At 53.7% G+C, this 15,148-nt stretch carries 15 protein-coding genes and 1 other RNA gene; 4 read left to right on the plus strand and 12 right to left on the minus strand.

Going from position 1 to position 15,148, the window contains the following annotated elements; genetic code table 11:
* Nucleotides 1-2: 2 nt before the first annotated feature.
* The 7 genes from murF to rsmI all read right to left on the minus strand — a co-directional run bounded on the left by murF (nt 3) and on the right by rsmI (nt 7,709).
* Complete coding sequence (gene murF / locus D6M16_RS18660; RefSeq protein ID WP_120513380.1) at nt 3-1,433, minus strand: UDP-N-acetylmuramoyl-tripeptide--D-alanyl-D-alanine ligase; 1,431 nt, start codon at nt 1,431-1,433, stop codon at nt 3-5.
* Entirely contained in the window at nt 1,434-2,948 is a 1,515-nt protein-coding gene (gene murE / locus D6M16_RS18665) for a UDP-N-acetylmuramoyl-L-alanyl-D-glutamate--2,6-diaminopimelate ligase (protein ID WP_120513381.1), read from the minus strand.
* The gene (locus tag D6M16_RS18670) at nt 2,935-4,707 is read right to left on the minus strand and encodes a penicillin-binding transpeptidase domain-containing protein (RefSeq protein ID WP_120513383.1); all 1,773 of its coding nucleotides are present in this window, start codon (nt 4,705-4,707) and stop codon (nt 2,935-2,937) included. The genes murE and D6M16_RS18670 overlap by 14 nt, the downstream gene beginning before the upstream one ends.
* Nucleotides 4,707-5,027, minus strand: a complete 321-nt coding sequence (gene ftsL / locus D6M16_RS18675; protein WP_120513384.1) for a cell division protein FtsL — start codon at nt 5,025-5,027, stop codon at nt 4,707-4,709. The genes D6M16_RS18670 and ftsL overlap by 1 nt, the downstream gene beginning before the upstream one ends.
* Nucleotides 5,024-5,971 carry a 16S rRNA (cytosine(1402)-N(4))-methyltransferase RsmH gene (gene rsmH, locus D6M16_RS18680; protein ID WP_046220639.1) on the minus strand — a complete coding sequence of 316 codons (948 nt, stop codon included), beginning with the start codon at nt 5,969-5,971 and terminating at the stop codon, nt 5,024-5,026. Before rsmH ends, ftsL begins: the two co-directional genes overlap by 4 nt.
* A gap of 396 nt (nt 5,972-6,367) precedes the next feature.
* Nucleotides 6,368-6,749, minus strand: an RNA gene (rnpB, locus tag D6M16_RS18685) — RNase P RNA component class A.
* Nucleotides 6,750-6,848: 99 nt separating this feature from the next.
* Nucleotides 6,849-7,709 (minus strand): 16S rRNA (cytidine(1402)-2'-O)-methyltransferase, encoded by an 861-nt coding sequence (gene rsmI, locus D6M16_RS18690; protein WP_120513386.1) that lies wholly within the window; start codon nt 7,707-7,709, stop codon nt 6,849-6,851.
* 61 nt (nt 7,710-7,770) lie between these two features.
* Between rsmI and D6M16_RS18695 the strand changes: the two genes are divergently transcribed.
* The 4 genes from D6M16_RS18695 to D6M16_RS18710 are packed head-to-tail and all read left to right on the plus strand — an operon-like array spanning nt 7,771 to nt 11,085.
* The gene (locus tag D6M16_RS18695; protein ID WP_120513388.1) at nt 7,771-9,603 is read left to right on the plus strand and encodes a penicillin-binding protein activator; all 1,833 of its coding nucleotides are present in this window, start codon (nt 7,771-7,773) and stop codon (nt 9,601-9,603) included.
* Nucleotides 9,581-9,955 (plus strand): YraN family protein, encoded by a 375-nt coding sequence (locus tag D6M16_RS18700; protein WP_120513390.1) that lies wholly within the window; start codon nt 9,581-9,583, stop codon nt 9,953-9,955. The genes D6M16_RS18695 and D6M16_RS18700 overlap by 23 nt, the downstream gene beginning before the upstream one ends.
* A gap of 3 nt (nt 9,956-9,958) precedes the next feature.
* On the plus strand, nt 9,959-10,549 hold the full coding sequence (locus tag D6M16_RS18705) for a phosphoheptose isomerase (protein WP_027253687.1): 591 nt from the start codon (nt 9,959-9,961) through the stop codon (nt 10,547-10,549).
* A gap of 2 nt (nt 10,550-10,551) precedes the next feature.
* Nucleotides 10,552-11,085: a BON domain-containing protein gene (locus D6M16_RS18710; RefSeq protein ID WP_240435656.1), complete on the plus strand. Its 534-nt coding sequence runs from the start codon at nt 10,552-10,554 to the stop codon at nt 11,083-11,085.
* Nucleotides 11,086-11,179: 94 nt separating this feature from the next.
* On the opposite strand, the gene sspB is transcribed toward D6M16_RS18710, so the two are convergent.
* The 5 genes from sspB to petA all read right to left on the minus strand — a co-directional run bounded on the left by sspB (nt 11,180) and on the right by petA (nt 14,991).
* Nucleotides 11,180-11,674, minus strand: coding sequence for a ClpXP protease specificity-enhancing factor (gene sspB, locus D6M16_RS18715; RefSeq protein ID WP_120513392.1), 495 nt, complete (start codon nt 11,672-11,674; stop codon nt 11,180-11,182).
* Nucleotides 11,674-12,312, minus strand: a complete 639-nt coding sequence (gene sspA, locus D6M16_RS18720; RefSeq protein WP_027253690.1) for a stringent starvation protein SspA — start codon at nt 12,310-12,312, stop codon at nt 11,674-11,676. The genes sspB and sspA overlap by 1 nt, the downstream gene beginning before the upstream one ends.
* Nucleotides 12,313-12,398: 86 nt before the next feature.
* Nucleotides 12,399-13,139 carry a cytochrome c1 gene (locus D6M16_RS18725; RefSeq protein ID WP_120513393.1) on the minus strand — a complete coding sequence of 247 codons (741 nt, stop codon included), beginning with the start codon at nt 13,137-13,139 and terminating at the stop codon, nt 12,399-12,401.
* Nucleotides 13,136-14,401 (minus strand): cytochrome b, encoded by a 1,266-nt coding sequence (locus D6M16_RS18730; RefSeq protein ID WP_120513395.1) that lies wholly within the window; start codon nt 14,399-14,401, stop codon nt 13,136-13,138. Before D6M16_RS18730 ends, D6M16_RS18725 begins: the two co-directional genes overlap by 4 nt.
* Nucleotides 14,401-14,991: a ubiquinol-cytochrome c reductase iron-sulfur subunit gene (petA, locus tag D6M16_RS18735; protein WP_120513397.1), complete on the minus strand. Its 591-nt coding sequence runs from the start codon at nt 14,989-14,991 to the stop codon at nt 14,401-14,403. Before petA ends, D6M16_RS18730 begins: the two co-directional genes overlap by 1 nt.
* Between the last annotated feature and the right edge of the window lie 157 nt (nt 14,992-15,148).

A 15,148-nucleotide genomic window follows, 5' to 3' on the forward strand; every position in this document is an offset into this window, starting at 1 on the left:
TCTTATAAGTCCTGCAGAGCGGCAATAATGTCTTCCATACGGGCGCTGCGTGCCCCTTTTGCCAACACTGTTATTTCTTGTTGTTGTTGAGAATCCTGACCGGATTCATGATGAAATTGCTGCACCTGTGCGATCAGCGCGGCAATCAATGCCGGGTTATCCCTGAAGTGCTGTCCCTGATTCACTTCACTTACCACAGCACTGGCTTTGCCTACTGTCAGGACACGATCCAACTGTTTTTGCTGGGCGTAATCGGCAATCTCGCGATGCATCCGCTCACTTTCCTGCCCCATTTCGGCCATATCGCCAAATACCAGCCAACGTTGTCCTTCAAAATCCGCCAGCAAATCGATCGCTGCTTTCACCGAGGCCACACTGGCATTGTAGGTATCGTCGATCAGACGCAGTCCCTGCCTGGGCTCGAGCACCAAAGCTCGTCCTTTAACGGCTGTCATCTGCTCTAAACCCACCGCGACTTGCTGCAGGGTAGCCCCCATTGCAATTGCCAGCGCCGCCGCAGCCAGCGCATTGGCAACATTATGACGGCCAGCCAGCGGCAAAGTGAGGGAAATCTCACCCACAGGTGTGTGCATTGTAAAACAAGGGCAGCCGTGGCCGTTAACGCTAATCTTGCTGGCTGAGAACCCTGCGACAGAATTGCTGTCAGAATTATCAGCAGTCCACTGCCCCTTTTCCGACGCAGTAAAGCCCACCAGCTGCTTGTCGGCCAGTGCCGGCTGCCAGCGCTCCAGAGCATGAGAGTCGAGATTGAAAACAGCCGTGCCACCGGCAATCAGCCCTTCGAAAATTTCGCCTTTGGCTCTTGCGACGCCCTCCAGCGAGCCGAAACCTTCTAAATGCGCCGCCGCCAGATTATTGACCAGTGCCGCATCGGGCTGCACCAGGGCAGAAGTATAAGCGATTTCTTTTTCGTGGTTTGCCCCCAGCTCAATCACGGCAAACTCATGTGCCGGTGTCAACCGCAACAGCGTCAGGGGAACACCGATATCATTATTAAAGTTGCCGGCGGTGGCCAGCACACTGCCGCATTGGGAGAGAATCGCGGCCACCATTTCCTTGACCGTGGTTTTGCCACAGCTTCCGGTCAGTGCCACCGTCTTGAGACCATGTTCCCGCGTCATCTTTGCTTTCAGCCAGCTTCCCAGCTGCCCCAGAGCCTGACGGGTATCGGTAACCAGCAGTTGTGGTAACGCCACATCCAGCTCGCGGCTTACCAGCAAGGCGGATGCCCCTTTAGTCTTTGCATCTGCGGCAAAGTCATGGGCATCAAAGCGCTCGCCTTGGAGCGCAATAAATAAGGTACCCGGCACTATTGTCCGGGTATCCGTTGAAACTGCATCGATACTGACATCCTGGCCAATCAAGCGGGCGTTCAGCGCCGCTGCCAGTTCGCTCAGTGTCACCTGAATCATTTAGTGTGTCTCCAACAAGGCCTGTACGGTTTCACGATCTGAATAGTGAATGGTTTTCCCCGCCAGTACCTGATAATCCTCATGACCTTTACCGGCCACCAGTACAATGTCTTGTGCCTTCGCCTGGCTGAATGCGCGCCGGCAGGCTTCGGCCCGGTCATGAATGACCTGGGCACGTTCTGGCTGCGCCAGTCCGGCAAGCATATCATTCACTATCTCCCGGGGTGATTCACTGCGCGGATTATCGTCCGTCAGGATCACATAATCGGCTAACTGCTCGGCCACGGCAGCCATGATAGGCCGCTTACCGCGATCACGCTCACCACCGCAGCCAACCAGACACCAGAGCTTGCCTTCACAGTGCAGGCGTAACGCTGCCAGTGCTTTCTCCAGCGCATCAGGGGTGTGAGCATAATCAACCACCATCATAGGTTTGTCAGCGGCCTGAAAAACTTCCATCCGGCCTATCACTGCCTGCAGTCGGGGAGTCGTAGCCAGCAAAGCATCCAGGGGATAACCCAGCGCCAGTAACGTCGCCAGCGACAACAGCAGATTAGAGACATTGAAAGCACCCACCAGCGGAGCAGTAAAGTCGCCTTGCCCCCAACTGGAATCAAAAGACACCGTCACCCCCTGGGTGGAATAACTGACAGCCGTCAGCCACAACGCCTTGCCGCTGTGCCCGGACAGATGCGACAGTTCGGTCGCGACTGCGACTGCATCATGCAACTCGTTCAGCCAGCGTCGGCCAACATCATCATCGGCATTAATGACAGCAATACCGGCGTGATGTTCCGTGAACAAACTTTGCTTCGCTACGGCATAGCTTGCCATATCGCCATGGTAATCAAGATGATCCCGGCTAAGGTTGGTGAAAATGCTGGCCGCAAAGTGCAGGGCTTTTACCCGCCCCTGTACCAGACCGTGCGAGGACACTTCCATGGCCGCAAAATCTGCGCCCTGCCTGACCAGTTCAGCCAGGTTTTGCTGAATATCAATGGCGCTGCCTGTGGTGTTAACGGCCGGCGTCAGCTTGGACAACAAGCCATTGCCTGTGGTGCCCATCACCCCGGCTGTACGGCCGAGCAAACCGGCCCACTGTGCCAGCAACTGGCTAACCGTCGTTTTGCCGTTGGTGCCTGTGACAGCCACCAGTTGCAGTTGCTGATCTGGCTGGCCGTAAGCTGTACCGGCCAGGGCCGACAGCTTGATCGGCAAATCACGCACCGCAATCACAGGAATACCACTCTGGTAACGTATCTCGCCATCAGGCTGGTTATCTTCAGCCTGAGCCAGCACAGCCGACGCACCGGCTTGTATCGCGGTATCAATATACTGGCGACCATCGACCGCATGGCCCTTAATGGCAACAAAGATACTGCCCGCCACCACAGCGCGGCTGTCGAGGGTCAGATCTTTGATCTGCACGGCAGAGACGGAAGGGGTTAATACCTCAGGCGCAAACCACGAGGCTAATAGCTCCCCTAAAGACATTGAAACATCAGGTTCCGGCATCAGATTGGCCTCTGTTATGGACGATATTCAACTGATCGCCTTTTCCGGCATCAGGTTTAACGTTGAGAATTTGCAGGGCACTGCCCATCACTTCTGCAAAAATCGGCGCGGCGACCTGTCCGCCATAATAAGCGTCGCCCTGAGGTTCATTGATCACTACCACCATAGCCAGGCGGGGATCACTGATAGGTGCCAGACCTGCAGTCATCGCGACATATTCATCACCATAGCCACCGGCCGCGGCTTTCTTGGCGGTACCGGTTTTAGCGCCCACCCGGTAGCCGGGAACGGCCGCGTGCTTGGCACTGCCGTCAGCATGGGTCACACCTTCGAGCATATTGAGCACTTTGCGGGTATTTTCTGCCGACACCACCTGCCGCCCCGGCACCACAGCTTCGGTTTTCAATATCGACAGCGGCCGGTTGATACCTAAACCGCCCAAGGTAGCGTAAGCACGTACTAACTGAATGGGGGTGACGGAAATACCGTAACCGAAGGCCAGTGTGGCCCGTTCAAAATCAGACCAGCGGCGGCGATCCGGGAACAATCCCTGCGCTTCGCCAATCAGGTTAATACCCGAGGCTTCACCCAGCCCCACACCGCTGTACATGCCGAGCACCGCGTCCACAGGCATGGACAAAGACAGTTTGCTGACACCTATATTACTGGACTTTTTCAGGATTCTCGCCAAATCGGCCTTGCCGACCTGTGACACATCCCGCACCCGGCTGCCGCCTACCTGCATGATGCCGTTGCCGGTATCGATGACGGTGTTCTCATCTGCAACGCCGTTTTCCAGCGCAGCCAGCACCACAAAAGGTTTGATGGTGGAGCCTGGTTCCATCGCATCTGTGATGGCGCGGTTACGCATGCGGAAACTTTGCAGCTGATCGCGGTTATTGGGGTTATACGACGGCGCGTTAACCATGGCCAGTATCTCGCCGGTCCGCACATCGACCATCACAATGGTCGCCGAGGTGGCGTTATAATCTACCACCGCCTGCTTCACGGCCCGGTAAGCCACCGCCTGCAATCGCTGGTCAATACTCAGCGCCAGCGGTTTACCCGGCTCACGCTGCTTGAGCGAAATGTTTTCAACCACACGGCCGTACCTGTCTTTACGCACAGTGCGCCTGCCCGGTTCACCGGTTAGCCAGCCGTCATAGGTTCGTTCGACACCTTCCAGTCCGCGGCCATCTATGCCCGTAACGCCAATCAGGTGAGCGCTCACTTCACCCGCCGGATAAAAACGACGGGATTCATCTTTCAGACCAATGCCGGGCAATTTCAGCTTACCGACATAGGCCGCCATCGCCGGACTGACCTGACGCTGGAGGTAAATGAAGCGACGGGATTTATTCTCTTCCAGCCGGGTAAGCATGTCCTTGCGATCCAGCCCCAGCACATCCGCCAGCGCATGCCAGCGAGCCGGTTCTGAGAGGCCGCCATGCTTATAAATATCGACTGGATCAGCCCAGACGGCCTGGACCGGTACACTGACGGCCAGCTGTTCGTCATTGCGATCGGAAATGATCCCCCGCGCCGACGGCATCGCTTTTACACGTAACGAGCGCAGATCCCCTTCCTGGATCAGCTTGCCGGGTTCCAGCACCTGAATATAGGCTGCTCTGGCTATCAGCCCCACCAGCGCCAGGCCAACGAAACAACAGATCAGGGCGAAACGCCAGGGAATAAACGCAGGTGTAGATGCCGAAGGGCGCGGCGTCTGCGGTTCAGGGGAGGAGGCGGCTTTTTTCATTACTGGACAACAATTTCATTCGCTGCATTAGGACGCTTCATATCAAGCTCCTTCTCAGCCTGGGTTTCAATTCGACTATGCTCAGCCAGCGAGTTTTCTTCCAGCAACTGATTGCGCCATTCGATATCCAGATCGTCACGCTCGATGAGCAGCAGCTCCTGTTGCGCGACCAGTTGTCGGGATTGGTGGGTGATATACACCACCCCCAATGCAGAGATAAGCACCAGTACCAGCAGCACCAAAGGCACACGGCCGACGGATAACAGATCACGACCGATCTGACGGATCAGGCTGTCTGCGGCGGCTGGCTGGGTACTCATAGGCGTTCGGCCAGACGCAACACAGAACTGCGCGCTCTCGGGTTATGCTGAGTCTCCGCGGCAGTTGGCTTAATGGCTTTCCCCACGGCTTTCAAATCGGCACTGCCCAGCGCTTTGATCTGATCTTCGGTCAGCGGCAACCCGGCAGGTACGTCAGGTCCTTTGCTCTGCTTACGAATAAAACGCTTCACCATGCGATCTTCAAGAGAGTGAAAGCTGATCACAGACAAACGGCCTCCAGGGGCCAGCACTTCCAGTGCGCCGTGTAAGGCCGTGTCTATCTCTTCAAGCTCACTGTTGATATAAATACGTATCGCCTGAAAACTGCGGGTGGCCGGATGCTTGTGCTTGTCTCTGAACGGTGAAACGTCAGCAATCAGTTTCGCCAGCTGAGTGGTCCGCTCAAGCGGCGCATTGTCTGGATTGCTGCGGTATTCCACTATGCCGCGGGCAATACGCTTGGCAAAACGTTCTTCGCCAAACTCTTTCAGTACCCAGGCAATATCGTCTGCCTCAGCGCTGGCCAGCCACTCTGACGCAGAAATACCGGATGTCGGATCCATACGCATATCCAGCGGGCCGTCGCGCATAAAGCTAAATCCACGCTCAGCATCATCCAGCTGAGGCGAAGAGACACCTAAATCCAGCAGCACACCGTCGATTTTGCCGGTCAGGCCCAGTTCTGCCATGTAGCCGGCCATGCCGGAAAACGGGCCGTGGATAATCGAAAAACGCGGGTCGTTAATCTTGGCGGCTTCTGCAATCGCCTGAGGATCGCGGTCAATGCCGTACAAACGGCCATGTTCGCCAAGGTGGGAAAGGATCAGGCGGCTGTGGCCACCGCGGCCAAAGGTACCGTCGATATAAATACCGTCTGGTTTGATGGCTAAACCATCAACAGACTCATGGAGCAGCACGGAAACGTGAGCAAATTGTTCGGACATAATAATTGCTTCAGCTGAATAATAAGCGAACTGAAGACACCGGCCGGATGCCTCCACCAGAGATTACTGGGTCGTTGGTTTTCCGCTGCTCTGCCTGTTGCGCTACAGGCAGCAGTGGCAACACACCGAAATCGTCAGATTTCGCTGCATGTGCACCTCTTTCATTTATACCTGCCCTTGTCGGGCAAGCAACAGGGAAAATGCAATTTTTGCCACAAAATCGTCATTTTTTCCCACAAAAAACCAACACGAAGTGTACGAAGGCAGCAAAAAAGTTGTCAAGCCAGAGGCGGCGATTCTGACAAACAATTGATGCAGACGTATTTTCCTGGTTCCCAGGCCCTGAAACGATAAAAGGTGATGCCCGCATATGTTGCGAACACCACCTTTCCAAAATAAGTGAGTTAACCGATAAGCCGGGTTCTGTCCCGCTTGCGCGGTGGTAACCATTCCTCTAGGCCTGAAATCGCTCGCAGGCTCAAGCAACCTACCCGTTCCCAGCGCGGACCACGCCATTGGGAACCTATTTGGTCTTGCTCCGGGTGGAGTTTACCGTGCCACGAACTGTTGCCAGTCGCGCGGTGCGCTCTTACCGCACCCTTTCACCCTTACCTGTTCTCGCAAGCGAGTCATCGGCGGTTTACTCTCTGCTGCACTGGTCGTAGGCTCGCGCCCCCCAGACGTTATCTGGCACCCTGTCCTGTGGAGCCCGGACTTTCCTCCCCCTCGTCAGTCTCCCAAAGGACATCAACGAAGCAGCGGTTACCTGGTCAACTCAGGCGGCGGATTGTATAAAACTCCCGCCCGAGTTACCAGAGAAAGTTAGACTTCTTACTTTCTCTGGCGAGAAAACGGCCTGCGCAGATCGGCTCGGCGCTTATTCCAGATGCTCCAGGCCCCATTTATAGAGCGCATTTTTCTTAACACCGTGAATCTCTGCCGCCATGGCCGCCGCCTTTTTCAACGGCAATTCAGCCACCAGAATCTTTAATGTTCGCAGTGCTTCTGCAGGCAAGGCGTCTTTATCGACCCGGTGGCCAGCCACCAGAAGCACCATCTCCCCCCGAATACGGTTACTGTCTTCTCCCAGCCAGGGGATCAGCTCACCTAACGGCGCACCATGAATGGTTTCAAAGGTTTTGGTCAGCTCGCGAGCCAGCACTACGTGCCGCTCCGGGCCCAGCACGGCCTGCATGTCCGTCAGCGAATCAAGAATACGGTGCGGGGATTCATAAAAAATCAGGGTGCGGGGATCTTCAATCAATTCCCGGAACGTGTCCTGGCGCCCTTTGCTTTTGGCCGGCAGAAAGCCTTCAAAACTGAATCGATCCGACGGCAGACCCGAGGCACTCAGTGCGGTGATCACCGCACATGCGCCCGGCAGAGGCACAACTTTAACACCCGCCTGACGACAGCGGGTAACCAGATGGTATCCTGGATCACTGATGAGAGGTGTACCGGCATCAGAGACCAGTGCGATACTGCTGCCCTGGCGCAATTTTTCAATCAGCACATCCGCTTTCTGCTGTTCATTATGATCGTGCAGTGCAAAGGTGCGGGTAGAGATGGCAAAGTGGGACAGCAGGCGTGAGGTATGGCGTGTGTCCTCAGCAGCAATTAAATCCACATTGGCCAGAACATCCAGCGCACGGTGTGTAATGTCTGCTAAATTGCCGATCGGGGTCGGAACGATGTACAAAGTTGCGACATCCACCGAGCACGAATTGGTCTCACTCATTTGTCTATGATCTCATCTGCAATTAATATAGAGAGTAATTTGTCACAGTTGAATGAATTCAATGCTTAATTTTACCCATAAGCGCAAAAGTGTAACACGTATTCTGGCCCCTGTAGCCCTTGCCGTGATTCTGGCAGGCTGTTCCGCGCCAGGCACTCAGCAAACGTCTTACTCTGCGGATATCACGGCGCCTGCCTCTGACTCCGCGGCCAACTACCTGCTCAAAGCAGAGTCGTCTGAAGGTGCAGCTAGCATTGACTGGCATATACTGGCTCTTAAAGCACTGATCAAAGAGGGCCGCTGGCCGCAGGCAGATCAGCAAGCCAATAAGCTGGCCAGCATGAACCTGTCTCCGGTGCAAATGGCTGAATGGCAGTTAGCGCGGGCAACCCTGCGCTACCAGCAAGGCCAGCCCAAAACCGCGCTGGAGACACTGAACTTCCTGCCCTGGTGGACCCTGGCCGACAGTCAGTACCGCCGCTACCATTTGCTGCGTGCCGAGCTGTTGACACAGACAGAACAACACTTTGCCGCCGCCAGAGAGCGCACTTCCCTGTCACAGTATCTGAACAGCAGTGAGAAAGAGGTTAACTGGCAGAATCTGTGGCAAAACCTGTCTCAGTATAATAACCATCAACTCAAAGCAGCCAGCATCAGTGCGGATGAAACCGTACTGCAAGGCTGGGTGGAACTGAGCATGATTAAAAATGCCTCTGCTCAGCGCCCGGTCAGGCTGAAGGCCGAGGTTGAACAGTGGCTGCAAAGCCATCCGGAACATCCGGCCAACAGCTACCTGCCCAAAGAACTGCAGGCTATCATGAGCCTGGAAGTGGTAGAGCTGGAGAAAGTCGCCCTCTTGCTGCCTTTATCTGGCAAATTCGAAAGCCAGGGCAAAGCCGTTCGCGATGGCTTCCTCAATGCCATGCTGGAAGATACTGAGCGTAACCCAGATACCGAGCTGTCGATTTATGACACAGAATCCGAACCTATGTTCAGTATTGTCAACAAGCTTCAGCAAGATGGCATTCAGCTGGTGATTGGCCCGCTTCAGAAAGAAAAAATCACCGAATTCCAGTCCACAGAAGGCGGCAATGTCACTGAGCTGGCGCTCAATGAGCCGCAGAACCTGGATCTGAGCCAGCCCAACACCTGCTATTTCTCATTATCGCCCGAACAGGAAGCCGAGCAGGCCGCGCAACATTTATACGCCAAAGGTCACCGCAGTCCCATGGTCATGGCACCGGCCAATGACTTTGGCCGGCGGGTCAGCCAGGCCTTCATGACCAAATGGGAAACACTGACCGGCAACAAAGCTGAACGCCAGACTTTTGGCTCCAGCCGTGAAATCCAGAACCAGATGGCCGCCGTCTTTGGCTTAACCGACAGCCGGGCCCGAAGCCAGCAAATGGAGCAGGTGCTGGGTATGTCACTGGAAACCCAGGCACGCAGCCGCCGCGACACAGATGCTGTCTATCTGATTGCCAATCGCAACGAAGTCACTCTGCTCAAACCCTTCATTGAAGTGGCGATCAATCCGGATGTCACGCCGCCAAAACTGTATGCCAGTTCACGGACTAACCCGGACAATAATGCCAATGTCAGTGAGCTGTCCGGGATTGAATTTAGCGACATCCCTCTGCTCGCCGCACCGGATCAACCCTTCATGGAACAGTTTGAACAGTTGTGGCCGGGACAAAAGAACAGTGCTATCCGGCTCCATGCTTTTGGGATGGATGCATACCGGATGATCACCGAACTGCCGCAGATGAAAGTGGTGGAGCATTACAGCACTCAAGGTAAAACCGGCCAGCTCAGTATTGACGATCATTGTGTTGTTCAGCGCCAGTTAGACTGGGCAGTATTCACACCCAATGGTATTGCACCTGTTCAATAAGCGCCGTCAGGGGTACCATTACGAGTCGCTGGCCGAGCAGTATCTGCAACGCCAGGGACTCTCTGCCATTGCCCGCAATGTGCACTGCCGCGGTGGTGAGCTGGATCTCATCATGAAAGACGGTGATTGCTGGGTATTTGTCGAGGTAAAGTACCGTGCCCATAACCGTTTCGGTTCTGCGGCCGAGGCCGTCAATTGGCGCAAGCTGCAACGCCTCAAGCGTGCCGCACTATACTGGCTGCATGCCAAAGGCATTTCCACCGAACACAGCCTGCTGCGTTTCGATGTTGTCACCATAGAAGGGACGGACCACGCAATCTCGTGGCTGACCAACACTTTAGTTGAAGAGTAAAACATGCTAGAGAGCATTAAAGAAAACTTTACCGAAAGCATCCAGACACAAATTGCAGCGGCTGAAGCACTGCCCGACGCCATTTCCCGCTCTGCCCAGGTGATGGTGCAAAGCCTGCTGAACGGCAACAAAATCCTGTGTTGTGGTAACGGTGGCTCCGCCTCTAATGCCCAGCATTTCGCATCCTGCCTGATTAACCGCTTTGAAACCGAACGCCCCAGCCTGCCGGCACTTGCGCTCACTGCTGACACCACCACGCTGACGGCGGTGGCGAACGACTATCATCAGGATGAAATTTTCTCCAAGCAGATTCGTGCCCTGGGTCAGCCGGGTGACATACTGCTGGTGTTCTCTACCAGCGGAAACAGCAAAAACATCATCAAAGCCATGGAAGCCGCCCTGACCCGCGACATGAACATCATAGCGATGACGGGTAAAGACGGCGGTGTCATGGCTGGGCTGCTGGGTGTACAGGATGTCGAGATCAGAATTCCGTCTCAGCGTACCGCCCGCATTCAGGAAGGCCACCTGCTGACGGTGCACTGTCTTTGCGATTTGATTGACCAGATTCTTTTCCCGCAACACGAAGGGTGATCATGCAACGCTTGCTTCTCGTTTTGATTCTGCCTCTGCTGCTCCAGGGGTGCGGTGCCCTACTGCAAACCGATCCCCGCAGCGGGCAACAGCAATGGCAGGATCAACATATTGCTATGCAAATTGGTGGCTTAGTCAATAAGCCGCCTTATCAGGGAAAAATCAGGGTCAATGCGATATCGACAGAAGGCCGGGTTTTACTGGTTGGTCAGGCGGTGGATCAAGCCACTGCCGGGCAATTGACTGACGCGGTACAAGAGTTGGATAGCGTTAAAGAGGTCTATAATCAGCTTCAGATCGGCCCGCTCCCTACCCTGTCAGATGTCGGCCTGGACAGTTGGTTAACCACTAAAGTGAAAGCACAACTGATAGCCAGTAAGAAGTTGCGGGATTCCGCGGTACAAGTGGCGACGGAAAACCAACGGGTTTACCTGCTCGGCTTTGTAACCAGAGAGCAAGGCAATATTGCCGCGGATATTGCACGCAATGTGAAAGGGGTCAAGCACGTGATCAAAGCGTTTGAATACACAGACTAAGTAGCCACGTCATCAGTATCAAACCAATATCATATAAAGAAAAACGCAGTGCTTCGATAGAAACACTGCGTTTTTTTATGTCCGTCAACGTGGATTACTTAACCACTGTGAGGCTGGGTCGACCGCGTGGACGAGGTGGTTCTTCCTCTGAGGCAAGCTCTTCAGGCGCATCAGTCAGACTGACCGGTGATAAATGCTCTTCATCGCCGGCAGCATCTGCTGCGTCAAACATGCCCTCTTGATCGCTGATTGCCGTTTCATAGCCGGGTTCTGGTTCAAACATAGTGCCTGCTCCATTTTCCCGTGCATAAAGTGCCAATACAGCCGCAAGAGGCACTGCCACAGCATGCGGACGGCCACCAAAACGGGCATTGAAGCGCACAGCATCATTGCCCAGTTCCAGGTTACCGACAGCACGCGGCGCAAGGTTCAGCACAATTTGTCCATTACTGACAAATTCCTGCGGAACCTGCACATCAGGCAATGTCGCATCAACAACCAGATGCGGAGTCAGATCATTATCCACAAGCCAGTCATAGAAAGCCCGCACCAGATAAGGTCGGCGCGGGGTCATCTCGGCCATCTCCATCACTGACCAGCCAGACGCATTTCGCGCTCGGCTTCTGTCAGTGATGCAAGGAATGAATCACGTTCGAAAACGCGCGTCATGTATGCCTTCACTTCTTTCGAACCAGCACCGTTAAGCTCAATACCCATGGAAGGTAAACGCCACAGTAATGGAGCCAGGTAGCAGTCGACCAAGCTGAACTCTTCGCTCATGAAGTAAGGAAACTCAGCGAATACCGGTGACAGCGCCAGCAGCTCTTCACGCAGTTGCTTACGCGCTTTATCCGCTTCATCAGCTGTGCCTTTCTGCACTTTTTCCGCTAATGAATACCAGTTACGCTCAATGCGATACATCATCAGGCGGCTGTTACCACGAGCAACCGGATACACAGGCATCAGAGGCGGGTGAGGAAAACGCTCATCCAGGTATTCCATAATAATGCCGGCCTGATACAGAGCCAGTTCACGATCCACCAGAGTTGGAACAGAATTATATGGATTCAGGTCTAGCAGATCCTCAGGTAGGTTGTCTGGTTCAACCAGCTCAATCTCAACACTTACACCTTTTTCTGCAAGTACAATACGCACCTGATGGCTATACATATCCGAAGCATCAGAATACAGCGTCATCACAGAGCGTTTATTGGCAGCTACAGCCATCAACCCCTCCAGTATACTCATATACACAAAAAGCAACGGGGGCTCTTGCCCCCATTGCGAGTTTCTTAACGCACTAGATTACCCGATCAATGGACATCGCGCCAATATTCTTTCTTCAGCAGCAAGGCCAGAATAAAGAAGATAACGATAAAGCCCATCACCCACAGACCCAGACGCTGGCGTTCCAGCTTCATAGGCTCTGCCGAGTATTCAAGGAAGTTAACCAAATCACGAACCACAGCATCGTATTCGCCAGGACTCAGCTCACCGTTGCCGTCTGATTCCAGCCCGACAAATTCCTGCACTTCTTCGCCGTCAATAGTACGGGTTTCGAACACTTTACGTGGTGTGCCCTGCAGCTCTTCCAACACGTGTGGCATACCCACACTTGGGAACACAACGTTGTTCACGCCAAACGGACGGCTTGGATCGGCGTAGAAAGAACGCAGATAAGTGTACAGCCAGTCGGTACCACGAACACGGGCCACCAGTGTCAGATCCGGTGCTGGAGCGCCAAAAGACGCAGCCGCATAATCTTCAGAAATGGAGTTGGTCATCAAATCACCAATTTTGGCATTTTTGTCAAAGACCAGGTTTTCCATCATCAGATCCGTCGGGATATCCAGATCCTCAGCAACGCGCTGGTAGCGCTGATACTGAGTGGCGTGACACCCAAAGCAGTAGTTCATGAACGTGCGTGCACCACGCTGCAATGATTCCTTATCCGACAAATCATTGTTTGCCGCATCAAGATGAACATTTCCGCCACCCGCTGCCATTGCCAGAGACGGCAACAGAGCCAGCAGCATAACCATCAGCTTTTTCATTTGAAAGTGACCCTCTCTGGTAGCGGTTTCGTCGCCTCATTCTTGCTGTAGACATACAGCAGCACGAAGAACATGAAGTAACCGAGACTGAAGATCTGCGCCATCAAGGTGTATACCGCAGTGGCAGGAAGCGCACCCAGAATACCCAATGCAATGAAGCAGACAGTGAACTGAGCGATGTTTGCCAGGTGCAGCTTGCTGCGATAACGGTAAGAACGCACTTTGCAGCGATCCAACCAAGGCAGCAAAAACAGCATTACAATTGACAGGCCCATCGCAATTACACCCAACAGTTTGTCAGGAACCGCACGCAAAATCGCATAGAAAGGCGTGAAGTACCATACAGGTGCAATGTGTTCCGGTGTCTTCAGCGGGTTAGCCGCTTCAAAGTTAGGTGGCTCAAGGAAATAGCCGCCCATCTCAGGATTAAAGAAAATCACATAACTGAACAAGAAAGCGAAGATAGCCACACCAACGAGATCTTTCACCGTACCGTAAGGATGGAACGGCACTGAATCAATGATGTCGTACTTCTTGGTGTAGTACTCGTGGAACTTGAATCGAGACTGATAGTTGTCACCCTTCGCGCCTTTTGGCAGCTTGGTTTCAATACCGTCCGGGTTGTTCGAACCCACTTCGTGCAGCGCCAGAATGTGCAGCACAATCAGCAGCAACAGAACGATTGGCAGCGCAATAACGTGCAGGGCAAAGAAACGGTTCAGTGTGGCACCGGAGATCACGTAGTCACCACGGATCCACAGTGTCAGGTCATCACCGATGACAGGAATAGCACCAAACAGAGAAATGATGACCTGAGCACCCCAGTAAGACATCTGTCCCCAAGGCAGCAGATAGCCCATAAAGGCTTCAGCCATCAGTACCAGGAAAATCAGCATGCCGAACAGCCACAGCAATTCACGCGGCTTCTTATAGGAACCGTAAATCAGGCCACGGAACATATGCAGGTAAACCACAACAAAGAACGCCGAAGCGCCCGTAGAGTGCATATAACGCAGCAGCCAGCCGTAATCCACATCACGCATGATGTATTCAACAGAGGCAAAGGCACCATCACCTGATGGTACATAGTTCATGGTCAGCCAGATCCCGGTCAGGATTTGGTTTACCAGAACAAGCATGGCCAGTGAGCCAAACAGATACCAGAAGTTAAAGTTCTTCGGCATCGGGTATTCAGACATATGCTTTTTATAAGCATTCATCACTGGCAGACGTTTTTCAATCCAACCCAGCAAGCCTTCCATTATGCCGTCTCCTCGTCTTGACCCACTAAAATCGTGTTGTCGTTCAGGAACATATGAGGCGGTATCACCAGGTTAAGCGGTGCTGGCACCCCTTGGAAAACCCGACCAGCCATATCAAACTTAGAGCCGTGGCAAGGACAGAAAAAGCCGGCTGGCACGCCACTGACCTGCTCATTGAAACTGTCTGGCAGGTAAGTAGGAGAACAGCCAAGGTGGGTACAGATCCCGACGGCAAGAAAGATTTCAGGTTTAACTGAACGGTATTGGTTTTGTGCGTAAGCAGGCTGCTGAGGTTCAGTGGCCTGCGGATCACGCAGTCGATCATCGTGTGTCGGCAGCTCATCCAAAATAGCCTGGCTACGGCGCACGACCCATACAGGTTTGCCTCGCCATTCTACGCGGATCATCTGACCTTCTTCTAATTTACTGATATCAACTTCAACTGGAGCGCCCGCAGCCTTGGCTTTGGCGCTAGGATTCCAGGATTTGATAAAGGGTACGGCGACAGCGACTGCACCTAAGCCTCCAACAACCGAGGTCGTCGCAGTCAGGAAGCGGCGTCGGCCGTTACTTACTGGCGCTTTGCTCATCCAACATTCTCCCATGTGCTCCCGCTCAGGATTATTCTTTCCATCTGCGTCCCTGGAGCTTACGGCTAACTTTCTACGGAAAGACTCAACAGCTTATTGATTAAGAATTTTCATGCTGCTATTTATCGCGGCAAATGATAAAGAAAACCCCACTTTA

Source organism: Photobacterium salinisoli (assembly GCF_003614885.1).
In the GTDB taxonomy this organism is placed as follows: domain Bacteria; phylum Pseudomonadota; class Gammaproteobacteria; order Enterobacterales; family Vibrionaceae; genus Photobacterium; species Photobacterium salinisoli.